Here is a 26429-nt window from a genome sequence, read left to right on the forward strand (position 1 = left end):
CGGGGCGGTAGCCCTGTCTTTTTATGGAGCGTTATGGCGTCGATTAATGGTTTACCTCCTTCACTGATACCCGGTACCAACCGTACCAATAAAGTGGGTAAAAAAAGGCAGGTAAAGAAAGCTCAAAATAAGCAGTCCGTTGGTCAACCTTCAAAGGTGGCAAACGCAGTCGCGCATTCCATAAAACAAGTTGATGAGTCCCAAATTCATCGTGCTCAAGTACAATATGATTTGCCGGAAGGTAATGCTCGCAAAGCCATGGAGCAGTACATGGATGTCATGAATCGAGCAAAAAAAGAGGAACTGGCTCAGCTACTGGGTGTCGATATCTATGTATGAATTTCCTCGAATTGGTATTAGTAGATTAAAGGGTGGTTTATGAAGGTTTTTGGACGGTTGTTTTTGGTTTTGGTTGCCGCTTTTGGCTTGTCTGCATGCAGCTCTTTTCCTGAAGAGTTGAACGCTAGTACAGAGCAAGTCGTTACCGACTATAAGGCCTTTGCTGAGTCTCAAGGAGAGGTCACGAATGATGTTCGCCTTGGTGGTATCATTGCGAAAGTGGACAACTTCAAAGACAAAACACGCCTAGAGATCGTCAATCTACCTATCAATAAATCGGGCAAACCTGATATTGACCAAGAGCCTACGGGTCGTTTCGCCGTGTATTTTGATGGCTACTTAGAACCCGTTGCATTTAGCCAAGGCCGTTTGGTGACCATTGTGGGCAAAGGGGCCGGTGAAGAAGAAGGCAAAATCGGAGAGCATGAGTACGTATTCCCATTAGTAAAAGGGCAGGGGTATCGCCTATGGAAGATTGAAGAACGAGTGAGAATGTATGACTCTCCTACGTATTTCTATCCATGTTATTCCATCAACTGCCGCATGCTGCGTAATGATTTTCCACAAGATGGTAAAGTAATCAAACAGGTGAAATAAACCAGATGCATGAGCGCCGATTTACTCTCCCAACGGGAGAAATGGCTGCCCTTGAAATAGGTAATGAAAAAACGGCTGACTTGTCAGTCGTTTTTCTTCATGGGTGGCTAGATAATGCCGGAAGCTTCAAAGCGTTGATGGAGCAAATTCATCAATTGAACCCGAAGCTGCATTTGTTAGCTGTCGACCATTTTGGCCACGGCTTATCCAGTCACAAATCCCGCGACAATTATTACCCTTTTCATGATTACATTGCCGATATGTATCGGTTATTGGACGAATTATCGCCAAACAGACTCATGTTAGTGGGGCATTCTCTTGGTGCTTTAATCGCAAGTTGCTATAGTGCAGCGTTTCCTGAACAGGTCGAAGCATTAGTGCAGATTGAAGGTACGGGCCCTTTAACGGAATCTCCTTCAAATAGTTTACAGCGTCTTCGCAATGGTGTGTTAAGTCGAATCCGACAGCAAAACAAACCAGAGCGTGCGTTGGCATCTTTCGATCTGGCGTTAAAATTGCGCATGCAAGCCAACCCATTGAGTGCTGATCAGCTTTTGCCCATTGTGGAGCGAGGGACTGAGTATCGCGACAACAAATGGTACTGGCGACATGATGCCAAGTTAAAGTGTGATTCACTTTACCGCATGGCTCGCGAGCATGCGAATTCGATCACCAGTCAAATACGTTGTCCTCATCTGATCGTATTAGGCGATCAAGGATTTCAGCATTTACCATCTAACCAAGTTGATTGGGGAGAGAATCCACCGCAAGTGGTTTCTGTCGCAGGTGGTCATCACTGCCATTTAGAGCAAATACTCGAAGTCGCAAAGCGAATTCTTGGTGTAGTTAACAAAATTTAAACAAGTGTTTGAGAGTTGCGTGCTCAAGCACGTTCGCTGTGCTGTAATAGCCCTCAAAATAAAAAGGACGCTATTTTTTAGCCAGTTATAAACGAGGAGTAACATCGTGGATAAACCATGGCTTTCACGTTATCCAAGTGACGTACCTGAAACCATCAATCCAGAGCAATATGAGTCTTTGGTAGAAATGTTCGAACAGTCTGTACAAAAGTATGCAGACCAGCCAGCATTCATGAACATGGGCTCGGTAATGACCTTCCGCAAGTTGGAAGAGCGTAGCCGCGCATTTGCCGCTTACCTGCAAAACGAACTGAAATTGCAAAAGGGTGACCGTGTTGCTCTGATGATGCCAAACCTACTTCAATACCCAGTAGCGTTATTTGGTATTTTGCGTGCAGGCTGTATCGCTGTAAACGTAAACCCTCTCTACACTCCTCGTGAACTTGAACACCAATTGAACGACTCTGGTGCCACGACGATTGTGATTGTGTCTAACTTTGCCAATACACTAGAGCAAATCGTAGATAACACACCTGTGAAACACGTGGTGCTAACTAGCCTTGGCCAAATGCTGCCACGTGCGAAAGGTACGATTGTCGATTTCGTGGTGAAATACGTAAAAGGCATGGTTCCTAAGTACGATCTACCGGGCGCAATTTCAATGCGCAAAGCACTGCGCAAAGGTCGTCGTCTGCAATACGTGAAGCCGTTTATGTCTGGTGATGATATTGCATTTCTGCAATACACTGGTGGTACTACGGGTGTCGCAAAAGGTGCAATCCTAACGCATCGCAATATGATTGCGAACGTGCTTCAGGCGAAAGGGGCTTACGGTCCAGTACTTTCTCCAGGTCGTGAATTAGTGGTCACCGCATTGCCGCTTTACCACGTTTTCGCACTGACAGTGAACTGTTTGCTGTTTATCGAAATGGGCGGTCGTAACTTACTGATTACCAACCCGCGTGATATTCCTGGCTTTGTAAAAGAGCTGCAAAAATACCAATTCACAGCGATCACAGGTGTGAATACCTTATTCAATGCGCTAGTGAACAATGAAGATTTCCATGAGTTGGACTTCAGTAACCTTCGCTTGGCTGTTGGTGGCGGTATGGCAGTTCAACGTGCTGTTGCTGAGAAATGGCTGAAGACCACAGGCTGCTACCTGCTTGAAGGCTATGGACTTACTGAGTGTTCACCGTTAGTTGCGGCTTACCCGCATGACTTGGTTGAGTACAACGGTTCTATCGGTCTGCCAGTTCCTTCGACAGAAGTTCGTATGGTTGATGAAGAAGGCAATGTACTGCCAAATACTGGTACAGGTGAGCTACAAGTTCGCGGCCCTCAAGTCATGCAAGGTTACTGGCAACGTCCGGAAGCAACTAAAGACACCATTAACGAAGACGGTTGGCTATCAACGGGTGACATCGTTAAGTTTGATGATGAAGGCTTCCTGCACATTGTTGACCGTAAGAAAGACATGATATTGGTTTCTGGCTTCAACGTTTACCCGAATGAAATCGAAGACGTTGTCGCTCTGCACGGCAAAGTTCTTGAAGTGGCTGCTATTGGTCAACCGCATGAAGTGTCTGGTGAGTTGGTGAAGATCTACGTTGTAAAACGTGACCCGAGCTTAACCAAAGAAGAAGTGATTGCACACTGTCGTCAGCATCTAACGGGCTACAAGGTTCCAAAACTGGTTGAGTTCCGTGAAGACTTACCGAAGACCAACGTAGGTAAGATCTTACGTCGTGTACTTCGTGAAGAGAACGACGCAGAACTGGCAAAGAAAAGCGCGTAAGCCGATTTCGTTGAGTCGCCAGAATTAAAAAATGATAGAATGCCAGCGTTTTGCTGGCATTTTTTATAGCGAGAAGCATGTGAATTATCAGATTATTACTAAAAACAAAGACCTAGAACAAGTTTGTGCTCAAGCAAGAGACGCAGATGTCGTAATGCTGGATACCGAGTTCGTACGTATCAGGACTTTTTATCCGCAACTAGGTTTGATTCAGCTTTTCGACGGCAAGCACTTGTCCCTTATCGATCCGACAGAATTAACGGACATGACATCTTTCATCGAACTATTGAAAGATGCATCGGTACTTAAAGTGCTTCACGCCTGTGGCGAAGATTTAGAAGTATTCCAAAATGCATTTGGTTGTACGCCATTTCCAATGGTCGATACACAGTTAATGGCGGCGTTTCTTGGCCACGGGCTGTCAACAGGTTTCGCAACGCTGGTGGAAGAATATTTAGGTGTTGCGTTGGACAAGAGTGAATCTCGCACCGACTGGATGGCTCGTCCTCTTACGCAAAAGCAACTTGATTATGCTGCGGCAGACGTTCACTACTTGTTGCCACTTTACGAAAAATTGCTCGATAAAGTCACTGAAGCTGGTTGGTGGGAAGCGGTGCAGCAAGAGAGCGACTTGTTGGTTTCCAAACGCATTCGCGAAACCAACGAAGAAAATGCGTACCTTGATATTAAAGGAGCGTGGCAACTTAAACCGTCAGAGTTAGCTGTGTTAAAGCCGCTAGCGACTTGGCGTTATCGTGAAGCAATCAAGCGCGACTTAGCACTAAACTTCATCTTCAAAGAGGGTGATTTGCTAACGGTTGCTCGTTTAGGTTTAACAAGCTTTAAAAAGATGGAAGCGGAAGGGATGGATAGCCGCGCGGTCAATCGTCACGGTACTAAAATTGCGGCCATCGTGAAAAAGGCTAAGCAAACGCCACCAGAAGAATACCCAGCTAAAATTGATCGCCTGATGGATTACCCTGGCTATAAGCAGGTTTTCAAAAACATGAAAGATGTCGTGAAAAGTGCTGCGCAAAAATCAGGGTTAGCGACCGAGTTTTTAGCATCGAAAAAGCAGATTAACCAGCTCATCAGTTGGGTGTGGAAGAAGGATCGTGACCCTGCGCGCTTGCCTGATGTTATGCAAGGTTGGCGTCTAGAGTTATTGGGCGAAAAAATGAATAAGGCGTTGAAATAAGCGCAAACTAAAAAGGTTGACCAAATGGTCAACCTTTTTTCGACACGTACATTGTTGTGCGCTGCGTATTGCGTTGAGAATAAAGCCTTACTTCTCGTCGTCAGGCAGTTTCACGTTGAGCTCAAGTACAGAAATGTCGTCATCCTTGTGCTCAAAGGTTAAATCAACCATGTTCGGGTCAATGTCTACGTATTTACTGATCACCTTCAGAATGTCTTCTTTAAGCTGAGGTAAGTACGAAGGCGCAGGGTCATTTTGGCTGCGGCGTTCAGCCACGATGATTTGTAAGCGCTCTTTCGCCAGACTTGCAGACGTTTTTTTCTGCGGGCGGAAAAATTCTAATAATGACATGTCTAGCCTCCGAACAGTCGTTTAAAGAGTCCTTTCTTCTCCTCAGTAAGGAAACGAAATTCAACTTGATTGCCTAGTAAGCGATCAACGGTGTCAGAGTACGCCATGCCCGCATCGGTGTTTTCGTCGAATGTGACCGGCACACCTTTGTTTGATGCGTTAAGTACCGCTTGGCTTTCAGGAATCACACCCAATAGTGGGATGTGTAGGATTTCTTCCACGTCTTCCACACTCAACATTTCACCTTGGTTTACACGCGTAGGGTTGTAACGTGTCAGTAGAAGGTGTTGCTTCACTGGCTCTAGCCCTTGTTCAGCGCGTAGAGACTTAGAATCTAGGATACCTAGAATGCGGTCTGAATCGCGTACTGAAGATACTTCAGGGTTAGTCGTTACAATCGCTTCATCTGCGTAGTACAACGCCATGAGCGCGCCTTGCTCGATACCTGCTGGTGAGTCACAGATGATGAAATCAAAGCCCATTTCATCTAGCTCAGTGAAAACTCGTTGCACGCCGTCTTTCGTTAGCGCATCTTTGTCACGAGTTTGGGATGCTGGAAGAATGAAAAGATTGTCTGTGCGCTTATCTTTGATTAGCGCTTGGTTTAATGTCGCTTCGCCGTTAATGACATTCACAAAGTCATAAACTACACGGCGCTCACAACCCATGATTAGGTCGAGGTTACGCAAGCCGATATCGAAATCGATCACCGCGGTCTTATTCCCTTTCAGAGCAAGACCAGAGGCGATGGCTGCGCTTGAAGTGGTTTTACCAACGCCACCTTTACCAGACGTTACTACAATAATGCGTGCCATTTTTTTTCCTTTTTAGACTAAATCGCGAGTACTTCTAAATGTAATGATTCTTCGGCTTTACTGATCATCACTTTCTTTTGCCAGTACTCACTCTCAATTTGATCGCTTAACCAGTAATCGCCCGCAATGGAGACCAGTTCAGCTTGTAAATCGTGGCAAATAATACGCGCTTCCTGCTGACCACTTGCGCCTGCAATAGCACGGCCGCGCAAGGTGCCATGAATATGAATAGAGCCATCTGCAATCACTTCTGCGCCAGCGCTTACGTGCGCCAGTACGACTAAATCACCGTCTTTTGCGTAAATTTGCTGACCAGAACGAACTGGCGTACGCACAACTTTAGTCGGCGCCATTTTCGCTGGAGCTTGGCTAGGTGATTTACTTGCAGACATGATGGCGAAGCCAGCTTCTGAGGCAAGGTTTTGTACACGTTTGTCTTTACTGCCCGTTATACCGACTGGAATAAACCCAGCATCTGCGATGCCTTGTTTAAGCGCAGGGAAATCAATGTCGCCTTGTACTTTTGCTATATTGATTACCAAAGGCGCGGATGCGAAGAAAGAAGGTGCTTGAGAAACTTTTTCTTGCAAAAATTCGACAGTATTTGCGATCTCATTGTCAGAAAGGTGTAAAACTGACAAAGTAAAACTGCTACCTTTAAGGTCTGGTGAATGGGTCATCGTGGACTTCTTGCCTCTGTTGAAAGAGCGTTGCCTTAAACTAGGTCTGTCATGTTATATTTCATCCTTTGACGCAGCAAGTTCTCTAGCAGGCAAATAGGCGAATTAATCTCAAATTTGCAATTAAGTTTGCGAGAATTTTACGTTTTCAACTCAATCCGCATTCAAAGCGGGTAAATCAGCATAAAAGGCGTGTCATGCTTTGTTCTATTTATAAAAGCTCGAAAAAAGAAGGTACTTATCTCTATATCCCGAAAAAGGATGATTTTTCACAGGTTCCTGACACCTTAATGCAGATGTTCGGTAAGCCTATTCCTGTCATGACGATTAAACTTGATGGTCGTAAATTGGCACAAGTAGATATCGAAAAAGTGAAGGCTTCATTACAAAATGATGGCTTCTTTCTGCAGGTTCCTCCACCGCCGGAAAACCTATTAGAAAAGTACAAAGAACAAAAAGCTCAGCAAAAGAACGAACAGTAACTCGGCTTCTTTCTGAGACTTCTGCCTTGCTCAAGGAGGGCAATATGAAAAAAATACTGGCTACAATGCTTAGCGTTGGCGTATGTACCTCAGCCTTTGCAAGTAGCGAGGGTTTTGAAGAATACTTAGATAAATTGCGTGCAGAAGCGCGTAACCAAGGTATCTCAGAGCAGGTAATCAGTGCCGCTTTCGCAAATGTTGAATACAAGCCGAGAGCAGTAACAGCAGACCGCAACCAACCAGAGAAAAAACTGACGTTGGATGAATACATTCCTCGTGCAGTCCCTGAGTGGAAAGTAAAGCAAGCCAAAGCACTATACAAAGAGCACTATGCAGAGCTTAAGCGCATAGGCGATCAATACGGCGTGCAACCTCGCTTTATTGTTGCGCTCTGGGGTGTAGAAAGTAACTTTGGCAAGTTTACAGGTAACTTCCGCGTAATTGATGCGTTGTCGACGATGGCATTTGAAGGTCGTCGTGAAGAATTTTTCCGCAAAGAGACCATGGCGGCGTTGCAAATCCTTGATCAAGGCCATATCGAGCTAGATAATTTTAAAGGTTCTTGGGCTGGTGCGATGGGACAGTGCCAATTTATGCCAAGCTCTTTCCTACGTTTTGCCGCCGATGGTAACGGAGACGGAAAAAAAGACATCTGGCAATCAGAAGCGGATGTGTTTGCATCTACGGCTAACTACTTGAGCGAGTCTGGCTGGGACGATAAGTTTACTTGGGGGCGCCAAGTGAAAGTGCCGAAAGGGATTGATCGTAGCCTAGAAGGACGCGGGGCAGAAAAAGGCAAATATCTTCAGGAGTGGAGTAAACTTGGCATCACGAAGTACGATGGCAGTCCATTACCTAAACTGAATGAAGATATCCAAGCATGGCTTATCATGCCTGACGATGAAAACGGTCGTACTTATCTGGTTTACAATAACTATAACGTACTGATGAAGTGGAACCGCTCTTACTACTTCGCGCTTGCCGTCAGCCATCTTGCTGATCGCATTTCATTCTAGTTCGTTAGTAAATACTGTTTTATAAGGGCTCTTCGGAGCCCTTTGTTTTTCCCACATTCTTATCGAGGTACTGCGTGTTATCTGAACGTGCTGCGCAAATGGTGATCTTTTCTGCATTGATCAAACATAAAAACTTTACTGCGGCGGCGAAAAGCCTTGGAGTGTCAGTATCTCACGTCAGCAAACAGCTTAGTCAGTTAGAGGAATCTCTTGGTATCAAGCTTGTTCAACGCACCACGCGTAGTTTTACGCCTACCGAAGCGGGAAAAACGTTTTATCATCATTGTGAACAAGTGGTGCAGGCGGTGAGTAGTGCGACGTTAGAAATGGAAAGCCAAAGGGATGAAGTGGCTGGGCTGGTTCGCCTCGGGTTATCTCAATCATTTGGAACGCTGCACATCATTCCTGCGATTCAAGAGCTGCGTGAGTTGTATCCACAGCTTCAAGTGGAAGTGCATTTGTTTGACTACAAGGTCGATATGCTGGCGGAAGGGCTCGATCTGTGGGTAACAAACAATGAGCACCTACCAGAGGGCTACATTGCGCAGCGTTTGACAGACTGCCAGTTTGTGGTGGCAGCATCGCCAGATTATTTGCTTAAGTATGATACTCCGACTGAGCCGAACGACTTGTCTTTGCACAACTGCTTGATCTATCGCAGTTGGGAGCGTGATTACACAGGATGGGCATTTACCAAGGGACAACAAGAGCTAAACGTCAAAGTCTCCGGCAACTACTCTGTCGATTTAGCAGAAGCTGTCCGCGACGCCGCGATTGCTGGATGGGGGATTGCGTATCTCGCTACGTATTTGCTTGGTGATGAGTTCAGAACGGGTAAGTTGATTCAACTATTGCCAGACTGGAAAGCGAGCCAGTCGATGCCATTTTATGCGGTGTACCCGAGTCGTCAGCACATGCCGAAAAAAATATCAGCCGTTATCAACTTTATTAAACAGAAAATTGGCAACCCGTGTCACTGGGATCAGCGCCTCGCACCTTACATCTCTATTCCCAAGTAGATTCATTAATAACGTTCAAGAGGTGTTTCTAGTCGATTTTCTCTAAGCAAAACATTTTTCGACTATTCAGTGGTTGTATAAGGTGATTTGTCTCACAAAATTTTTCCAAATCTAGAAACATCTTTTCCATATGGAAACAATAAAAACAAGCAAACGTTTATCTATAATAAATTCAATTAGTTATTTGTGTGGTCAATTATTGCTCGCTTGAACTTTTCACACTGTTAACATCCTCAACTTGCGCCATTTTGAGTCCGCTATACAATCCGGTGCCTTCCATATCCCCCTTCTGTCGGATTCATTTTATGAACTCAATTATTGGTATCGTAGCCATACTATTCGTAGCATGGCTACTTTCTACAAATAGAAAAAATATAAAGCTGAGAACAGTGGCGTTTGCGTTTGCTTTACAGGTGCTGTTTGCATTGTTGGTTTTATATGTACCAGCAGGACGAGATGCGCTGAATTCAGTAAGCAGCGTCGTGTCGAATTTGATCAACTACGGTCAAGAAGGCATCGCGTTTTTATTCGGTAATTTGGCGACAGGGGGCTTCACCTTTGCGATCAATGTACTGGGTATCATCGTTTTCTTCTCCTCTCTTATCTCCGGTCTTTATCACATTGGTGTGATGCCAAAAGTTATCAACTTCATTGGTGGTGGTATTCAAAAGCTTCTTGGCATTGGTCGTGCTGAGTCTTTGTCTGCAACGGCAAACATTTTTGTCGGCACTATCGAAGCGCCACTAATGGTGAAACCCTACCTAAAACACATGACCGATTCGCAGTTCTTTGCGGTAATGACAGGTGGTTTGGCATCAGTAGCTGGTGGTACGTTGGTAGGTTATGCCTCGTTGGGTGTTGATCTTAACTACCTTATCGCTGCTGCCTTTATGTCTGCGCCCGCAGGCTTGTTGATGGCAAAAATTCTCATGCCAGAAGATGTGAACAAAGCACCAGATATCGACATTAGCCAAGTGGAAATTCCACGCGCAACTAACGTGGTTGAAGCGTTAGCCGATGGCGCAATGGCGGGTGTTCGTATTGCTGTGTCTGTAGGTGGTACGTTGTTAGCGTTCATCAGCGTAATCGCGTTGCTGAACGGCATGCTAGGTTGGGTTGGAGACCTTATTGGTACGCCACTAAGCTTTGAGCTTATCTTAGGCTACGTATTTGCACCTGTCGCATGGTTGTTAGGTGTGCCATGGGAAGAGGCGATTACGGCGGGCTCGCTTATCGGTAACAAGATCGTGGTGAACGAGTTTGTTGCTTTCATCCAACTAGCAGAAGTGAAATCTCAGCTAAGTGCTCACTCTCAAGCTATCGTGACTTTCGCACTGTGTGGTTTTGCAAACATCTCTAGTATGGCAATGCTGATCGGCGGATTGGGTTCTTTGGTTCCAGAGAAGCGTGCATTTGTTTCTAAGCATGGTTTCCGCGCGATTATTGCCGGCGTTATGGCGAACTTAATGAGTGCTTCTATTGCGGGTGTGATTTTAAGTCTGTAATTGAAATAGATATCTAAAATTAGCAAAAAGGCTCCTTGCGGAGCCTTTTTCGTATCTCAATATTGATGTTATTGTTCAGTATGGAACTGCTCGCAAGCCAACATCGTGTTCTCAATCAAGCTTGCTACGGTCATTGGGCCAACACCACCAGGAACCGGAGTAATGAAGCTCGCGCTTTCGCGTGCTTTGTCGTATTCCACATCGCCCACTAGCTTGCCTGAATCAAGACGGTTAATGCCTACATCGACAACCACTGCGCCTTTTTTAATCCACTCGCCAGGGATGAAGTTTGGCTTACCTACCGCGACCACAACAACGTCAGCTTGACGTACGTGGCTTTCTAGATCTTTGGTAAAGCGGTGGCATGTCGTTGTTGTACAACCAGCAAGCAGCAGCTCAAGTGTCATTGGACGACCAACAATGTTTGATGCGCCAACCACAACCGCATGTTTACCACGAAGCTCGATGTTGTAACGGTCGAGTAGGGTAATGATGCCTTTAGGCGTACAAGAGCGAAGCTTAGGAATACGTTGCGCAAGACGACCAACGTTGTAAGGGTGGAAGCCATCCACGTCTTTTTCTGGATGAATACGCTCTAGAACGTGTGTGGTATCAATACCAGCAGGAAGTGGCAACTGAACTAAAATGCCGTCAATTTCGTTGTCGTTGTTCAACTCATCAATAAGAGCAAGCAGCTCCTCTTCAGATGTTGAAGCCGGAAGGTCAAACGACTTGGATACAAAGCCAACTTCTTCACAAGCGCGGCGTTTGCTGCCCACGTAAACTTGAGATGCTGGGTCTTCACCAACCAGAACAACTGCTAGGCCAGGAGCGCGTAAACCTGCTGCGACGCGAGCTTTAACACGTGCTGCAACTTCGGATCGAACAGTTTGGGAAATGAGAGTTCCGTCTATATTTTGAGCAGTCATGACTTTCCTTATAAATTAAGAAGGCAAATTATCTGCGGCGCATTGTCGCAGAAATTCTAATTAACATCCATACGCAAACGTTTGCCTTGTGGTGTTTTTGAACATTAAACGTTTTAATGGACTTTTTTTAGGCATTCAGATCAGAATGTTATGAAAACCCGTTGATTTACCCGTTTGAACTCGTATAATCCTGTCCCTGTAGCGCGCCCTTAGCTCAGCTGGATAGAGCACGTCCCTTCTAAGGATGTGGTCATTGGTTCGAATCCAATAGGGCGTGCCATTTATTATAAAAAGCCCCGATAACTCTTTGAGTTGTCGGGGCTTTTGCGTTTTAGAACATTCGATATTAATCGCTACGTCACCTACAACTTTTGACTGAGATTATAGCTATTGCAATCTCTAGCAATTAACATGAGCTCATATTAGTTGCTTTCCTGTTTATCTTTATGCCTTCCACGTCTAGATTTTATGAACAACACGCAGATTGTTTAGCGGAGCAATACACTTCGCTCAAGTTTGAGGATGTCCACGCGAGCTGGAGAGCTTTCTGGCCTCAAGCCAGAGATCGCGTCTTAGATGTTGGGGCTGGCTCTGGTCGAGACGCTAAATGGATGGCTGAACATGGGTGTGAAGTTATTGCGATTGAACCTGCTCAAGCGCTTTTGAGATTTGGTAAGTCTTACTGTGGTGATTCAGTTACTTGGCTTGAAGATGGGTTACCTAAGCTTGAGAAAGTCATTAATCTTGACTTTCGCTTCGATTTAATTCTTGTTAGTGCGGTATGGATGCATCTTGCGCCTACGTACCGTGAACGCGCATTTCGCAAACTTGCGAATTTGCTAGCGCCCAATGGTCGATTGGTGATTAGCCTTCGTCACGGTGACTTTTCTGACGGTCGTAAAGCTTATCCGGTATCGGTTGAAGAGCTTGAAAAGTTTGCAAAGAATAGCGCGTTAATGGTGAGAAACGTATCTCTCGATGATGACCAGTTACAGCGAACAGGTGTATCTTGGCAAACTGTAGTTATGTCTTTGCCTGATGATGGTTCTGGTGATCTGAATAAGGTTCGTCACATTATCGTGAATGATTCCAAATCGGCTACCTATAAACTCGCACTACTGCGTACTTTACTACGAATTGCAGATGCTCATTCTGGTGCAGTGGTTGATCGTAGTGACGGTAAAGTTGCCATCCCATTAGGATTAGTCGGCTTATATTGGATTCGTCAATTTAAGCGTTTAATCGATAAAGAGAACATCCAGCAGAACTCGAACTCGTCTAAAGGACTAGGATTTATCAAGCCGGAAGGTTGGGGCAGACTTTCCCATTTAAGCCCTGATGATCTTGCTATAGGCGCGACATTTTTTGGCGAAGACGCAGTGGCGCTGGATAAAGCAATAAAAGATAGCTTAAAAACCTTAAAAGATGGCCCCGTCGCCTTTACCTATCAGGGCGATAAATCAAACCCTTATTTTGAAATGATTCGTTCAGCTAAAAAGCCTAATAAAGGCTCAATTGTTGTGGATAGTGAGTTTCTCGAAAGCTATGGGCTGTTTGTGTTGGATGAAAGCCTTTGGGATTGTTTTCGATTGTATAACTCTTGGATTGAGCCGCTGGTGGTCAACCAGTGGATTATGGAAATGCAACGATTTCGGTCTAATCAAGAGCGGGGTATTCCACTGCAAACGTATCACGATTGTTTGGTCTGGATTGATAAAGACCATGATACGCGAGTGGTGCGAAAGAGAATTGAACAGTTGAAGCTCAGCCACTCCGACATTGTCAGTGTATGGAGTGGAAGCAAATTACGAAATGAGTATCACGTTGATCACTGTTTGCCTTTTGCTTATTGGCCTAACAATGATAAGTGGAACTTGCTACCAACTTCTAAGGCTGAAAACCTGAACAAACGTGATCGTATTCCTGCTAGCTATCGATTAAACGCATCTAAGCCGCGAATTTTGGATTGGTGGCAGCTAGCTTGGGGAGAGACGGATAGTTTGAGTCGGACATTTTTTACCGAGGCTTCATTGTCGCTACCTAATGTGCCAGCATCTTGCCTAGATTTTGAGCATGTCTTTGAAGCGATGGGATTACAAATTCGTGGTGTTAAAAGTCGCCTGTGTATCGCGGAATGGTAATATCTCGTTTGCTATTACCTCGTGATAAATGGTAACTAACAAAAAAGCGCTGGTTAACCAGCGCTTTTGCATTTACTAAGGGCATTACATCTTTTTAAAGATGATGGAGGTGTTGATGCCGCCAAAGGCGAAGTTGTTACTCATCAAATATTTCACGTCCAGCTCTCGGCCTTGTCCGGCAATGTAGTCTAAATCGCCACATTGCTCGTCGAGGTTTTCTAGGTTGAGCGTTGGGTTGAACCAACCCGTGTGCATCATTTCTAAACCTAGCCACGCTTCAATCGCGCCACACGCGCCTAGTGTGTGGCCAAAGTAACTCTTGAGTGAGCTGATTGGCACTTTGCCCAGAGCATTCGCTGTTGCGTTGCTTTCTGCAATATCACCGCGGTCGGTGGCAGTGCCGTGAGCAGATACATAGTCGATCTTCTCAGCAGGAATGCCCGCGTTTTGCAAAGCCATTTCCATACAGATTTGCATGGTTTCCATCTGTGGTTGAGTGACGTGTGCGGCATCACAGTTGCTGGCAAAACCGATGATTTCTGCATAGATTTTCGCGCCACGAGCGACGGCGTGTTCGTACTCTTCCAGAACCAGCGTTCCCGCACCTTCACCAATCACCAAACCATCGCGATCGGAGTCATAAGGTCTTGGTGTGCTTTTCGGGTCTTCATTCTTCAGACTGGTGGCAAAAAGGGTATCGAAGACAGCGGATTCCGTTGGGCACAATTCTTCAGCGCCACCAGCAACCATGACCGTTTGGTAGCTGTGTTTGATCGCTTCGTAGGCGTAGCCGATTGCTTGGCTGCCGGAGGTACATGCACTACTGGTTGGGATCACTCGGCCTTTCAAACCGAAAAATAGACCAACGTTCACTGCCGTCGTATGCGGCATCATCTGCACGTAAGTCGTTGCGGTGATCGCTTTAGTGGTTTTCTCATTCAGCATGACACCAAATGCGCCGATTGCGTCAGTACTGCCTGTTGATGAGCCGTATGCGATACCCGTTTGGCCATTGGTGAGTACGTCGTTACCAATCAAACCTGCTTGGCTCAGTGCGTTTTCTGTTGCGACGGTCGCCAATTTAGAAACACGCCCCATGCCGCGTACTTGCTTGCGCTTGTAGTGCTTTGGCAGTTCAAAATCTAAAATTGGTGCCGCGAGCTTGGTGTTCAAACCATCATACTGTTCGTAAGAAGGCATGTATTGCGTCGCGTTCTGGCAGTCCCGCAGTTTTGGCTCGACAGATTGCCAATCGTTACCAAACGCAGTCACGCCCGACATTCCGGTTACAACGACTCGACGGTTCATACTAGGCCTCCGTTTACCGAAATGACTTGGCGAGTTACATAGCCTGCGATGTCGGACATAAGGTAACTGACTAAACCAGCGACTTCTTCTGGTTCTCCCATGCGGCGTAAAGGAATTTGCGGCATCGCGTGTTCTTTTACGTGTTCGTCTACCATGCCTGTGTCGATAAGTCCCGGTGCAACGCAGTTAACGGTGATTTTGCGTTTTGCCAGTTCAAGTGCGAGTGATTTTGTCGCACCAATTACGCCCGCTTTTGCTGCGCTGTAGTTGGTTTGACCACGGTTACCCATCAGGCCAGATACTGATGCAAGGGTAACAATTCGACCGCCTTTGCGCTTTTGCACCATAGGCATAACACAAGGGTGAAGAACGTTGTAGAAGCTATCTAGGTTGGTATGAATCACGCCATCCCATTCTTCTTCTGTCATCGCAGGGAAAGCGGTATCTTTTGTGATGCCAGCGTTGTTCACGACGCCATAGTAAGCACCGTGTTCGGCGATATCGGCTTCTAGTTTCTCTCGGCAATCTGCGCGGTCACTGATGTCGAATTGGATAAGACGACCGTTACCCCCATGCTGTTCGATGGTGTCTAGGGTATCTTGCGCGCCTTGTTGATCGCCCATGTAATGGACAATGATTTGGAAACCATCTTTGGCTAACTGAACGGCAATGGCTTTACCGATGCCTTTGCTTGCACCTGTAACGAGGACTTGTCGGGTCATTGTTGACTCCTGATTTTCATTTCTTGTAATTTTTCTTCTGATGGAACGTAAACGTTCAATTGGCAAGTCGCTACAACAGTTCCTTGTAGCTCAATACGGGCAGAAAATACCGCCATACCGTTATCTTCCATGACTTTTTCGGCATATACATCGAGCATTTGTCCGCGAGAAAACGCATCGCATTCAGACGTGTATCGACGGCTACCAAGTAAAAAGCCAATCGGTGGCGCTTGTTCTTTCATTAATGCGTGGTAACCAGACCACGCCGCGACAGATTGCGCCATAAACTCAATGCCAACGTAAGCTGGCACGGTGTGTGATGCCAAGTCGAAGAACGGGTTGTGTTCTGCGATATCAACCTGACAATGAATCGTATCTTGTTGAACATCTATAGCACGATCAACCAAGATCATTGGTTTGTCGTGTGGCAAAAGTTGTTCGATGGGAGGAAGTTTAGTCATGAGCGTAACCAAAAATAAGACTAATATTGTTGCCACCAAAAGCAAAAGAGTTGCTGAGAATCGCTTTGTTGCCAAGTTTGGTTGGCGTCTCAACTAACGATATATGGATATCGTCTGCCTTGGTTTCGCAGTGTTGCATTGGCAAGTCAAGGTTGTACTTGAGAATATGCCAAGCGATAGCGGCTTCCGTTGCACTTGCTGCGCCTAATGTGTGTCCGGTAAGTGGCTTTGTCGAGCTAATAGGAACGGAGTCACCAAAGCAGCGGTGAATGGCTTTGCTTTCCATCGCATCGTTTAACGGCGTTGCTGTGCCATGCGCGTTGATGTAACCAATGTCTTGTGCTGTTAGTCCTGCATTGGCCAACGCTTTTTTCATCGCTTCTTCTGCGCCTACCCCTTCTGGATGTGGTGCGGAAATGTGGTGCGCGTCTGAGCTATCGCCAACTCCGAGAAGGGCAACAGGCGCGGGTGTTTTGCTTAGCAACATTAATGCTGCGGCTTCGCCGATATTGATGCCGTTACGATGTTGGTCAAACGGTTTACAAAGAGTATCGGATAGGGCTTCTAAACCGTTAAAGCCGTTTAGCGTTAGGCGACAAATGGTATCCACGCCACCCACAATGACGGCATCAACAATGCCCGAGCGAATCAGGCGTTGCGCGGTTAAAAAGACACGACCACTAGAAGAACAGGCGGTTGAAACTGAGTAATGTGGGCCGCTCAAATCAAAGTAGGCGGCAATAAAATCGCTGCAGTTGCCAAGCTCTTGTTTGGTGTAATGGTAGTCGGCAGGAAACTCGCCGTTTGCCAGCTTCTCTCCAAACGCGATTTCGCCATCTGAAATGCCAGATGTGCTGGTGCCGATCACGACTGCGATACGGTCACGACCATATTCAGCAATGGCGTTATACACGTCGCTTTCGATTTGCTGCAAAGCCGAAAGTGCGAGGCGGTTGTTTCTCGTATCAAACCGGCTGAAAGCTGATGGTAATTGCAGTAACGGCTGTGCAATTCGACCGATTACTGTTTGTCGGCCTGAATTCAAAATGTCTTGGTCAACCACCATGTTGGATGGTTTCGCTCCCGATAAACACTGGTGGATGATGGCGTCATCTTGTCCCATTGCGGAGTGGAAACCACAGGCCTGAATATACAAAGGTTGAGGAGAGCGATTAGGCATATTGTTGTTCTAAATTGTTCTTAGTTAATCTGATGTTGCAGTGTCTGAATAGAAATTGAAAACTGATGCTTGAGGTGGTGAAAATCAATCTTACCCTCTAATTTGTTAGAAGAACTGTATTGAATCTCAATGATCTTTTCACCGTCGCTATCAAAGATGGCGCGAGAATTATTTTTATCAATCATTTGCCACCTTACCTCATTTAACGATCCTTCCCAAGCGGAACTCGGCCAGAGCGTGATCATCAGGTTAAATAATACCTGTTCTGGCTGCGGTAGCGTACCTTGCAAACCGTTGAGTACTTCGGTTTGGATTTGTTCTCCATCGTAAGACAACGAGAGCACTCGCGTCCCCCAAGATGAGAAGCCTGCCAGTACCACTTCGTTGCTAGTCACTTGCAGTTGCACCGGAAGTTGCTCAGATGTGGGTTTGCCGTCAATTACCCAAGAGGCCGTAATCAATTGGCTGGCCGTCAACTGATAGCCCAAGCTGGCTGGAGTCGGTAAGTTAACTTGGGTGTTCTCAGCAATATCGACTTGAGGTGTCGATTGGTGAGGTACCAAGCTGCATGCACTTAAAAACAGACTCAGTACGATTAACGTCGCGCAGCGAAAAGCATGGTTAAAAATCATGACGTCGTTTCCTCTGTTTTAATCGCAATCGGAGAGAGCAGCCAAGCAACAAAAATACCACTTAACACCGTAATGCCGAAACTGTGAATCGCGTGAGTTTGGCTTAGTGACAGCAACCCAAATGACAGCACAGTGGTTATTGCCGAAAGGGTGATCGCCAATAGTGTGCTCACGCTGCGCGCTTTCTCGGCAAAGAAAAGAGTGTAATCGATTCCGATACCAAGAATGAGCACCAAGCCAAGCAAGTTGAACAGGTTTAATGTTGTTCCCATCGCGACAGCAGTTGCCAGACCGCACGCACAAGCAATCAATGATGGCAGTAAAACTCGCCAACTGTGTTGCAGACCGTACCGCTTGATTAACACCAGAAAGATCATAGTACTGGCGGCTGCCAACAGCTCCATGATTTTGATTCGGTATTCACCAAATAGGGCGGAAATTTCTTCTGCTTTGTTTAGGTAGACAACGTCAGGCAGCGATTTGGCAAAAGACTTAACAACGGCGGAGTCTTGCAATTGGTTTAACACCACTACCGTTGCCGATTTTCCTTTAATTTTACCCAAATGGAGAAAACGCACAGGCGCTGATACTGGGTTTTGCAAGTACTGATCAACCGTGACAGGGATAAAGTCGGCGTCCATTTTCGGCTTTTTATTTAAGCGCAGTCCGGATGCAAGTGGGCTGGATTGTGTCGCGTAAAGATCGCGAATCAATTGATAGTCTTGTTGCTGACGCTCCACTGAGCTCAAGTAGCGGCTCAGACTCTGGTAGCTTTCGATGGTGCTGTCCGCTTTCCACGCTTCTAATGTTGGCGTCAAAGACTCCAGTTTTTTCATTAGGTTTTCGTCATAGTCGGCGGTAACGACCAACATTTGCTGCGAAGATTGCATGCCACTGAGCGTCGTAATCAAGGTTTCTTGCTGCTTGAGATCTTTCGGCATCGTTTGCAGCAGACGAATGTCGTCATCGTAGTTCAATTGCAGCAAGAAAAAGCCACTCGCAACCACACATAACATCGGTAATCCGACTTTAATTCGAGGTTGATTCCAAAGCGTTAACCATTTCGCCAACAGTGATTGTCCCGGTAAAGTCGAAATGGTGCGCGATGGGTTACGAGCCAGTATCGGATACCAAGCCACCACGGTGATGTAAGCGGCAATCAGACCAATGGATGAAAACAGCGCAAGCTGCTGCAAACCAGGAAACGGTGCCACTAACATGCCCAAATAGCCGATCAAACTGGTGATTAAGCCAAGTGTGATAGCGATGAAAATATGCTTTAACCCTTGCTCGCTATCCCATTCATTTCCCGCCGCAAGACGTTCCGTTAGGTAGTGGAATGCGTAGTCGATAGACACACCGATTAAACTTGCGCCAAACACTAAGCTGAACAGATGGACTTTTCCAAAAATCCACGTCGTAACGGACAGCGCAACGAGCAAACCAATGGTGATGGAAAGCAGTGCCAGAGACAGTGGCATCACACTACGAAAGACCAACACGAACAATGCAATGATACCGAGCAGAGAGAACACACCGATGGTACTGATCTCCGATTTGGCACTTTGCGTACCAAAGTCGGCGTAAAATAGAACGCCAGTATGTGAGACTTCAGCTCCATATTTCTGCGCGACGCTTTGTTCTAGCGATTGAATATCAGGGACTGCAAGCTGCCCAGTTAGGCTATAAGGCGAGTCTTTTAGCTCAGCAGTAATAAGCAAGTATTGAGCATCGTCTTTTTCGACGGACAGATAGCCGTTATCCAATCGGAAAGAGGACGATTGCTGGGTAACTTGGCTCAAATAATCACGAAATAGCAAGAACGGGTCATTTTGTAACTCTTGCCCAGTCACCCCAGAAAACGGGTTGTACAGAGACTGAATCACATGCTGCACTTGCTGTTCTGGATTTTGGCTTAAACGCTCTCGTTGTTCAGGCGTCAGCAATTGGAAGCGGTGCTTAAAGTAGTAACTCGCCCAAGCTTGCTGTTCTTGAGGTGAGATTTTTCCTACCACATCGCGAAAATGATTACTTTGGCGTAACCCCTTATCAAACTCTGCAGCCGCTGCAAAAAGGGCATTTTTGTCCGGCGCTGTGATCACGAAAATGACTTTGTCGCTCATACTTGCCGAGACCGACTCAAAGGCTTGCTCAGCCACCGGGTTTTGTTGGTTCTTCGGCAACAGTTTTAAAATGTTGGTCTCAATCGGAGATTCTGCACTCCAAACCCATTGTTTGAGTAGCAACGCGCCCGCTAAAACAACGAGATTGAGCCAAACAATAGCAAAGGTGTGAGTGCCGAGACTGAGTTTAGAAACGGAATTGAGCGTCTTCGACATCCGTGAGTTCCTGAGGTAGAGAGGTCTGGTTCGTAAACGTGATTTCGGTCTTATCGCCACGCAGCTCTTGCAAGGTTAGGCGATCAATGTGCGTTTTACCGGAAAGAGTGATGGATTGAAACACCGCATTTAATGGCGACTGTTTTGGCACTAAAACGAGCTGCCACTGATTGTTCTCAACTGAAAAATCGAGTGTGAATTGTTCTTGCAGTGCAGAAGTATCCCCGTGGAACACGGATAAAAATACATGGCTAAAGTAGAACGCCATTGGGTTTTCTTCTGCAGAGATCGTTTTCGGTGCTTGGTCGGCAAAAGTCTGACGAAGTTTGTTTTCCGTCAATACCAAATTGACTGCGAAAGGTTCTGTTTGTTGCCACAACAAGCCATGTGTTTTGCTCAGTGTGAACTGACCTTTAGAGGTTAAAGGTTGACTAAACATTTCCAGATGACGCTGCTGCGTAAAATCTCCGCGTACGATTTCATGCTGAGACAACTGCTGTTGAAGCGATGCCAAATCCGTTACATTTACTGTCGGTGTTGCCAGTGCTGAAACAGAAAATATTAGCAAAAAAGAGAGTAACCACTTTTGCATTAGTTCAGGCTCCCATGGTTGTGCCATCGCTCTACTTTATCTAAAAAGACTGCTGGAGAAACAAAGCACATCTCTTGCTTTTCAATGGATACGGCGACTTGCGTTGTATGCGCTTTGCACATACGTTGATTCGTTTCGGCGTCGTAAATCACGTAATCCACACGTAAGCGGTTTTCCCACTCCGTGAGTTGCGCGGTAATACGAATGGTGTGATTAAACGGAATCGCCTTCACGTATTTAACGCGCGTGTCGATGATCGGCCACATGTACCCAGAGTCTTGCATATCGCGATAGCTGTATTGGATCTTCTCCATCAGCACACGACGCGCTTCTTCAAAATATCGAAAGAAGTTGCCGTGATAAATCACGCCCATCGGGTCAGCATCTTGGAATGAGGTGACCATAGTCACCTCCGCTTCTAATGGGTAGAGAACCTGCTCTTGCATTATACCTCCGCGTAGAGTGGCCAATGACGTTGCTGAATGCGTTCAATGAAATGACGTAAATCTTGTTCTAACGGGCGATCTTCAATCACAAATTCAAACTCGCTCAGTACGGCGTCACGAATTACTCGCAAACTCTGACTCATGTGGTGTTCGTCCAATTCGTTATGACGGCGACGAATCTCAACCGCTTGAACGCTTGCTAGGAGTGAAGCCGCAGCAACTTGCTCTGTTAACTCAAGTACGCGTAAGCAATCACGAGCCGCAATGGTGCCCATGCTCACTTTGTCTTGGTTGTGACACTCGGTTGAGCGAGAAAAAACGCTCGCTGGCATGGTGTTTTTCAACGCTTCTGCCGTCCAAGCTGAGATACCAATCTGAACCGCTTTAAAGCCGTGGTTGATCGGTTTACGCTCGCCTTCTGCACCGGTTAAGTTAAACGGCAGGCCGTTATTGAACTTGTAATCCATCAGTTGCGCCATCTGACGGTCCAGCAAATCAGCTAAGTTGGCAATGTTCACTTTCAACGTATCCATCGCCATTGCTATATGACCACCGTAGAAGTGACCGCCGTGCAGAACGCGCTCGTTGTCGCCATCGATGATTGGATTGTCGTTGGCACTATTTAGTTCATTCTCAATCAATTGACGTAGCCAAGGCAGTGAGTCTTGCACCATGCCAATCACGTGTGGCGCACAACGCAGCGAGTAACGATCTTGCAGTCGGTCGCTATTGCGTGGCGGACGTTCAGCATTGAGATCATCACGCAGCCAAGCCGCAACTTGCTGTTGACCAGGGTGAGGTTTTACCGCAAACAACGCTTCATCAAAGTGGAAGTCATTACCTTGCATACCCACAGAGACCATCGCGGTAATCTTGGTGCAAAGCTGCGCTAGATATTCTGCGCGTTTGTAGGCAAGACAGGCGAGGGCAGTCATCACGGATGTACCGTTCATTAACGCCAAACCTTCTTTTGGTTTTAGGCGAATTGGCTCTATGCCCAGCTCTGCAAACACTTCTTGTGTTGGTCGCACATCACCTTTGTAAAGCACTTCACGCTCGCCAATTAAGGTCGCCGCTAGGTAAGACAGAGGCGTTAAATCGCCGCTTGCGCCCACCGAGCCTTCTTGTGGAATACGCGGCGCAATATCGTGATTGATAAGCGTAACGATTTGGTTCAACAGATCGTGAGACACGCCAGATACGCCTTGCGACAATGAACATAAACGGGTTGCCAGCACCGCGCGAGCTTGCTCATGAGAAAGGATTTGACCTAAGCCACAGCCATGGAAGCGCGTAAGGTGCAACGGAAGTTCATCCACAAGAGCGGGTGGAATCGCCACAGTACATGAATCGCCGTAGCCCGTAGTCACGCCGTAAATAACGCCTTCTTCTTTCAGTAATCGTTCCAGAAACGCCACGCCACGATCAATTTTCGCGGTAAATTCTGGCGAGGTGTTCATGTTTGCCTTTGCACCTTGAGCAATGGCAACGACATCTTCGATGGTTAAAGATTGGGCACCAAAAGTGATGTTGTGATTATTGTTGTTTGTCATGTGGCTGATTACTTAAAGTCCAGAAGTTAAAAAAGTTGTACCACTGTAACGGCGCTTGCAGTGTGTGGTGTTCTAATCTGTGTGCGTACTGTTGAACAACGTGTTCTAGTGCCTGCTGACGCTCCTTGCGCGGTAGCGTGATTTGGTCACTAAAGTGTTCAAAGTACACATTAAAATGCGGAGTGTTTGCTTCGTCGTCGCGTAGGCCGAAGAGTAGGTAAACCGGCGCTTTTAATACCGAGGCTAGCATGAATGGGCCTTGCGGGAATGGTGCAGGTTTACCAAGAAAATCTGCCCAAACGACACGATTTTCTTTGCTGGTGGAAGTGCGATCGCCAACGATCACCACCCATTCGCCTTGCTCGATTTTTTGTTGAAGTAGAATCGCGGTGTCTGGGCCCATTGAGCTGACTTGAATCAGATTCAGTTCCGAATTTGGGTTTACCGCCTTCATTACCGCATTAAATTGTTCAGCGTGTTGGGTAAATACCAAGGCATTAATTTTGACATGAGAGTGTCGACGACCAAGCGCGCGGCAGAGTTCGATATTGCCAAGGTGCGAGCCTAAAATGAGCACGCCTTGTTTTTTTTGCGCCATCTCTTCGAAATGATGTTGGCCGTGAATGGTTAGGTTATCGACGTTAAAGTCACCTTGCCATGCTGCCAGTTTGTCGAGCATGGTTTGCCCAAAAGAAAGCAGATGATGATAGCTGTCCAACTGTTTTGGCAGTGCGATGTTCTGCTGCGCTGCGTAGTGCTGTAAGTTGTTCAGGTAAATCTCAGACGCTTCGCGGGCAGATTTACCCGTGAAGTGGTAGTAGCGCATGACTAGCTTTAAAATCAGGTCGAACGCTTTTCTGCCGAACAAGCGGTAAACCGCGAGCAAGGTTTTGATGCCTAAAATCGTGCCTTGTTCTTTTCGTTTCGACCAGTGGGCATTGCTGTCGTCTGTATGACGGCGCTTTCTGGCGAGTAGTGAAGGAATGCGCGGCAACATGCCAAAAAATAGGCGAGTGTGCATCCAGCTTATCTTGACGTTATCCCACAATGCGTCGAAGTGGGAAATGCCACCTTCAGGGTAGATCACGCGCGTTGGAACAAAATCAATATCGACGCCTTCCCAGTACATTCGCACCAGAACTTCGATATCAAAATCCATGCGTTTGCCGATGTTGTACTTGTTCAACACGGCGACCGTTTTCGCCACTGGGTAGGCGCGGAAACCGCACATGCTGTCTTTGATAGACAGTGACAAGGTTTCTATCCACACCCAAATGTGCGTAGCGTAGCGACCATACAGACGGGCTTTAGGTACGCTCTCGTCATATATCGGTTGACCAGAAATCAGGTTATCTGGTTTTGTTTCGCTGGCGCTGAGCAATTTGGGTAGTGCTTCTAGGTCGTGTTGACCGTCTGCGTCGATTTGAATGGTGTGCGTAAAACCAAGCTGGTGAGCTTGATGTAGGCCAGCCATCACCGCGCCACCTTTGCCTTGGTTTTCACTCAGACTAATCAGTTTTATCAGCCCTTGCTCACTCAATGCTGAAAGCGCTTGTTTGGTGTCTTCATTGCTGCCGTCGTCCACGACCAGCACTGGCAAATCGAAAGCGGATAACGACGCAACTACGTCTGCAATTGTGCTGCCGTGGTTGTAGCAAGGAATTAAAAAGCAGGGACGGTAATCACTCACGTGACTCACCCAGTTTCATTTTGCCTGAAGAGTGAGTCACCAAGGTTTCACCGTTTTTCGATGTGTACTTAAAGGTCAATTTCTCGCGCTCATTGTCCCAAGAGAGTGAGAGACAAACGTCGGCGTTTGGCAGAATCGGCTCTTGAAATTTGATGACTTCCATTCCTTTAAATACCTTGGGAGTGTTCAAATATTGAACGGCGTAGAACAACGCCCAGTCAATTTGAGTGACGCCGGGTAAAAGAGGAAAGTGACTGAAATGACCTTGGAAATCTAAGATGTCAGCATCCACACGCAGCGATAGCTCCGCGGTGTGGTCGCTCACTTCAATATTCTGAATAGTTGGTTTTCTTTTTTCCATGTTACTAGCTTTATTGGAATAGTTTTTCAATTTCAGCAACTTGGCGTTTGCCTTGGCTGTTCAATGGAATTTCGTCGACCACTCTGAATTTTCTCGGGATAGCGATCGGCTCTAGCCAATTGCGCAGAGCCTTGCGAAGCTCAAGCCAAAATTTGCCTTTACCAAGTTCATTAAGCACATCGCTGCCTTTATCGTTAAGTACGATGATCGAGACTAACGTGAGGCGACCAGATTCTTCCATTGGGATCACCACGCTTTCTTGAACCCACGGCAATTGCTCTAAACGTTTTTCCACTTCGACAAGGGAAATACGCTTTTCTTCGACTTTGACGATTCGGTCAGTGCGTCCACGCAATTCAAAAGAAATACTATCATGGAAATAGCATTCATCCGCAGTTTGGTACCAAGTGTTTTCATCAATGTGTGGCGAGCGGAGCTTTAAACAATGTTCATGGTTAAGCTCGGCTTCAACACCAGGGAATAACGTCCAAGGAGTGCAGGCTACGTGCTGCTGACGGTAAGCGATGCCGCCGGTTTCTGTGCTGCCAAAAACTTCAATAGGAAGTGACCCAAACAACAGCTGGCTGTGTTGCGCGGCTTGGTTTGGCAGGGGGCCACCAGAAGAAAATACGCACCGAATCGCAACCGGATTATGCTCTTCACTGAGTCGTTTTAGTAACGCAGGGCTGCTTACTAGCGTGGTGTCAGCATCGGCGTGATGGACAATTTGCTCAGGGAATTCGAGGTTGTGTGCTGAAAATGGACGTGCAGAGCACAAAGGCCACAATACACGAAACAGCAAGCCGTAAATGTGTTGATGAGAGACGGTGCTTTCAACGCGTGTGTTGGCAACCGTGTCGCCCCACAGGTTGTCTAGAATAGCAACTTCGATATCGAGCTGTTTCAGCGTTTTTGCAATGGCTTTTGGTTTGCCGCTTGAACCAGAAGTAAATAGCGTTACTGGTATTTTTGCCAGATTCAATTCGCGCCAAACAAAAGGTTGGTCTACCTGTTGCTCGTGAATCAAGGTGATGTCTACCGATGATTGAGCTTTTATTAGGAGTGAACTCACCTGTTCTGGAACAGAGACATCGGCATCATGCAACAATAAATCGTAGTGCTCGCTGAGTTCTTTGAGTGCTTCTAGTTGGTAGTTACCAGGCAATACAATGGATTTTCCTGCGTGACAACAAGCAAAAAAGCCAACGGCAAATAGGTAGCTGTTGCCAAAACACAACGCAATGTTTTGCGTTGGCTGGGTTTCTAACTGCTGAGCAAGCGTTGCGACGTGCTTCTGGAAATCACCCCAAGTGATAACTGTGTCGCGATCGTAAGAGACAGGGGATTGCTCATACCTCTTTGTGCTAAGCAATGTCGCCAGTGAGGTAAAGCTCGAATACGTTGTATTCATACGA

General features: G+C 46.5%; 26 protein-coding genes and 1 tRNA gene. 11 read left to right on the forward strand and 16 right to left on the reverse strand.

The genetic code is table 11. From position 1 onward, the window contains the following. The first annotated feature begins 33 nt into the window (after window positions 1-33). The 5 genes from BIW15_RS06045 (at window position 34) to rnd (ending at window position 4792) form a co-directional block, all read left to right on the forward strand. Complete coding sequence (locus tag BIW15_RS06045; protein ID WP_062907867.1) at window positions 34-339, forward strand: hypothetical protein; 306 nt, start codon at window positions 34-36, stop codon at window positions 337-339. A gap of 39 nt (window positions 340-378) precedes the next feature. Further along, window positions 379-936: a Slp family lipoprotein gene (locus BIW15_RS06050; RefSeq protein WP_062907866.1), complete on the forward strand. Its 558-nt coding sequence runs from the start codon at window positions 379-381 to the stop codon at window positions 934-936. Between the two features lie 5 nt (window positions 937-941). Next, a complete protein-coding gene (locus tag BIW15_RS06055) occupies window positions 942-1796 on the forward strand; it encodes an alpha/beta fold hydrolase (protein WP_062907865.1) in 855 nt (284 codons plus the stop codon). A gap of 106 nt (window positions 1797-1902) precedes the next feature. Beyond that, entirely contained in the window at window positions 1903-3594 is a 1692-nt protein-coding gene (gene fadD, locus BIW15_RS06060; protein WP_005455511.1) for a long-chain-fatty-acid--CoA ligase FadD, read from the forward strand. Between the two features lie 79 nt (window positions 3595-3673). Further along, window positions 3674-4792 carry a ribonuclease D gene (gene rnd, locus BIW15_RS06065; RefSeq protein WP_021447616.1) on the forward strand — a complete coding sequence of 373 codons (1119 nt, stop codon included), beginning with the start codon at window positions 3674-3676 and terminating at the stop codon, window positions 4790-4792. Between the two features lie 87 nt (window positions 4793-4879). On the opposite strand, the gene minE is transcribed toward rnd, so the two are convergent. From minE to minC, 3 genes are read right to left on the reverse strand one after another with little or no spacing between them, the layout of a single operon-like run. Then, window positions 4880-5143, reverse strand: a complete 264-nt coding sequence (gene minE / locus BIW15_RS06070; protein ID WP_005458079.1) for a cell division topological specificity factor MinE — start codon at window positions 5141-5143, stop codon at window positions 4880-4882. 2 nt (window positions 5144-5145) lie between these two features. Continuing rightward, the gene (gene minD / locus BIW15_RS06075) at window positions 5146-5958 is read right to left on the reverse strand and encodes a septum site-determining protein MinD (RefSeq protein WP_005458081.1); all 813 of its coding nucleotides are present in this window, start codon (window positions 5956-5958) and stop codon (window positions 5146-5148) included. A gap of 17 nt (window positions 5959-5975) precedes the next feature. Further along, window positions 5976-6638, reverse strand: a complete 663-nt coding sequence (minC, locus tag BIW15_RS06080; RefSeq protein ID WP_011105734.1) for a septum site-determining protein MinC — start codon at window positions 6636-6638, stop codon at window positions 5976-5978. A 197-nt stretch (window positions 6639-6835) separates the two neighbouring features. Here minC and BIW15_RS06085 point away from each other — a divergent pair, with 197 nt between their 5' ends. The 4 genes from BIW15_RS06085 (at window position 6836) to BIW15_RS06100 (ending at window position 10660) form a co-directional block, all read left to right on the forward strand. Further along, the gene (locus BIW15_RS06085; protein ID WP_005460544.1) at window positions 6836-7120 is read left to right on the forward strand and encodes a YcgL domain-containing protein; all 285 of its coding nucleotides are present in this window, start codon (window positions 6836-6838) and stop codon (window positions 7118-7120) included. Between the two features lie 44 nt (window positions 7121-7164). Next, window positions 7165-8136: a lytic transglycosylase domain-containing protein gene (locus tag BIW15_RS06090; RefSeq protein WP_005479026.1), complete on the forward strand. Its 972-nt coding sequence runs from the start codon at window positions 7165-7167 to the stop codon at window positions 8134-8136. A 74-nt stretch (window positions 8137-8210) separates the two neighbouring features. After that, window positions 8211-9155, forward strand: a complete 945-nt coding sequence (locus tag BIW15_RS06095; protein ID WP_005460577.1) for a LysR family transcriptional regulator — start codon at window positions 8211-8213, stop codon at window positions 9153-9155. 305 nt (window positions 9156-9460) lie between these two features. Continuing rightward, window positions 9461-10660 (forward strand): NupC/NupG family nucleoside CNT transporter, encoded by a 1200-nt coding sequence (locus BIW15_RS06100; RefSeq protein ID WP_005479028.1) that lies wholly within the window; start codon window positions 9461-9463, stop codon window positions 10658-10660. A gap of 68 nt (window positions 10661-10728) precedes the next feature. Here the strand turns inward: BIW15_RS06100 and folD are convergent, their stop codons facing one another. Next, the gene (gene folD, locus BIW15_RS06105; RefSeq protein ID WP_005460545.1) at window positions 10729-11589 is read right to left on the reverse strand and encodes a bifunctional methylenetetrahydrofolate dehydrogenase/methenyltetrahydrofolate cyclohydrolase FolD; all 861 of its coding nucleotides are present in this window, start codon (window positions 11587-11589) and stop codon (window positions 10729-10731) included. Between the two features lie 203 nt (window positions 11590-11792). Between folD and BIW15_RS06110 the strand changes: the two genes are divergently transcribed. Together BIW15_RS06110 and BIW15_RS06115 are read left to right on the forward strand one after the other, a co-directional pair. Continuing rightward, window positions 11793-11869: transfer RNA gene (locus tag BIW15_RS06110), tRNA-Arg, on the forward strand. A 166-nt stretch (window positions 11870-12035) separates the two neighbouring features. After that, window positions 12036-13730, forward strand: a complete 1695-nt coding sequence (locus BIW15_RS06115) for a class I SAM-dependent methyltransferase (RefSeq protein ID WP_077280682.1) — start codon at window positions 12036-12038, stop codon at window positions 13728-13730. Between the two features lie 84 nt (window positions 13731-13814). Here BIW15_RS06115 and BIW15_RS06120 read toward each other — a convergent pair whose 3' ends face one another. From BIW15_RS06120 to BIW15_RS06175, 12 genes are read right to left on the reverse strand one after another with little or no spacing between them, the layout of a single operon-like run. Beyond that, window positions 13815-15038, reverse strand: coding sequence for a beta-ketoacyl-ACP synthase (locus BIW15_RS06120; protein ID WP_077280683.1), 1224 nt, complete (start codon window positions 15036-15038; stop codon window positions 13815-13817). Further along, complete coding sequence (gene fabG, locus BIW15_RS06125) at window positions 15035-15760, reverse strand: 3-oxoacyl-ACP reductase FabG (RefSeq protein WP_015296414.1); 726 nt, start codon at window positions 15758-15760, stop codon at window positions 15035-15037. The genes BIW15_RS06120 and fabG overlap by 4 nt, the downstream gene beginning before the upstream one ends. Next, window positions 15757-16221, reverse strand: a complete 465-nt coding sequence (locus BIW15_RS06130; protein WP_077280684.1) for a hotdog family protein — start codon at window positions 16219-16221, stop codon at window positions 15757-15759. The genes fabG and BIW15_RS06130 overlap by 4 nt, the downstream gene beginning before the upstream one ends. Beyond that, on the reverse strand, window positions 16214-17401 hold the full coding sequence (locus tag BIW15_RS06135; RefSeq protein WP_077280685.1) for a beta-ketoacyl-[acyl-carrier-protein] synthase family protein: 1188 nt from the start codon (window positions 17399-17401) through the stop codon (window positions 16214-16216). The genes BIW15_RS06130 and BIW15_RS06135 overlap by 8 nt, the downstream gene beginning before the upstream one ends. A 20-nt stretch (window positions 17402-17421) precedes the next feature. Continuing rightward, window positions 17422-18033 (reverse strand): DUF3261 domain-containing protein, encoded by a 612-nt coding sequence (locus BIW15_RS06140; RefSeq protein WP_005460563.1) that lies wholly within the window; start codon window positions 18031-18033, stop codon window positions 17422-17424. Next, window positions 18030-20372 carry an MMPL family transporter gene (locus BIW15_RS06145; RefSeq protein WP_077280686.1) on the reverse strand — a complete coding sequence of 781 codons (2343 nt, stop codon included), beginning with the start codon at window positions 20370-20372 and terminating at the stop codon, window positions 18030-18032. Before BIW15_RS06145 ends, BIW15_RS06140 begins: the two co-directional genes overlap by 4 nt. Next, a complete protein-coding gene (locus BIW15_RS06150; RefSeq protein WP_025520460.1) occupies window positions 20344-20964 on the reverse strand; it encodes an outer membrane lipoprotein carrier protein LolA in 621 nt (206 codons plus the stop codon). The genes BIW15_RS06145 and BIW15_RS06150 overlap by 29 nt, the downstream gene beginning before the upstream one ends. After that, on the reverse strand, window positions 20964-21410 hold the full coding sequence (locus BIW15_RS06155) for a thioesterase family protein (protein ID WP_005460557.1): 447 nt from the start codon (window positions 21408-21410) through the stop codon (window positions 20964-20966). The genes BIW15_RS06150 and BIW15_RS06155 overlap by 1 nt, the downstream gene beginning before the upstream one ends. After that, on the reverse strand, window positions 21410-22963 hold the full coding sequence (hutH, locus tag BIW15_RS06160) for a histidine ammonia-lyase (RefSeq protein ID WP_017448720.1): 1554 nt from the start codon (window positions 22961-22963) through the stop codon (window positions 21410-21412). The genes BIW15_RS06155 and hutH overlap by 1 nt, the downstream gene beginning before the upstream one ends. Beyond that, window positions 22947-24653: a glycosyltransferase gene (locus BIW15_RS06165; RefSeq protein WP_179115231.1), complete on the reverse strand. Its 1707-nt coding sequence runs from the start codon at window positions 24651-24653 to the stop codon at window positions 22947-22949. The genes hutH and BIW15_RS06165 overlap by 17 nt, the downstream gene beginning before the upstream one ends. Further along, the gene (locus BIW15_RS06170) at window positions 24646-25014 is read right to left on the reverse strand and encodes a 3-hydroxyacyl-ACP dehydratase (RefSeq protein ID WP_005460551.1); all 369 of its coding nucleotides are present in this window, start codon (window positions 25012-25014) and stop codon (window positions 24646-24648) included. Before BIW15_RS06170 ends, BIW15_RS06165 begins: the two co-directional genes overlap by 8 nt. Window positions 25015-25024: 10 nt before the next feature. Then, window positions 25025-26425 carry an AMP-binding protein gene (locus BIW15_RS06175; protein ID WP_179115232.1) on the reverse strand — a complete coding sequence of 467 codons (1401 nt, stop codon included), beginning with the start codon at window positions 26423-26425 and terminating at the stop codon, window positions 25025-25027. Window positions 26426-26429 lie beyond the last annotated feature (4 nt).

The sequence above is a fragment of the Vibrio sp. SALL6 genome (assembly GCF_002002385.1).
GTDB classification, from domain to species: domain Bacteria; phylum Pseudomonadota; class Gammaproteobacteria; order Enterobacterales; family Vibrionaceae; genus Vibrio; species Vibrio parahaemolyticus.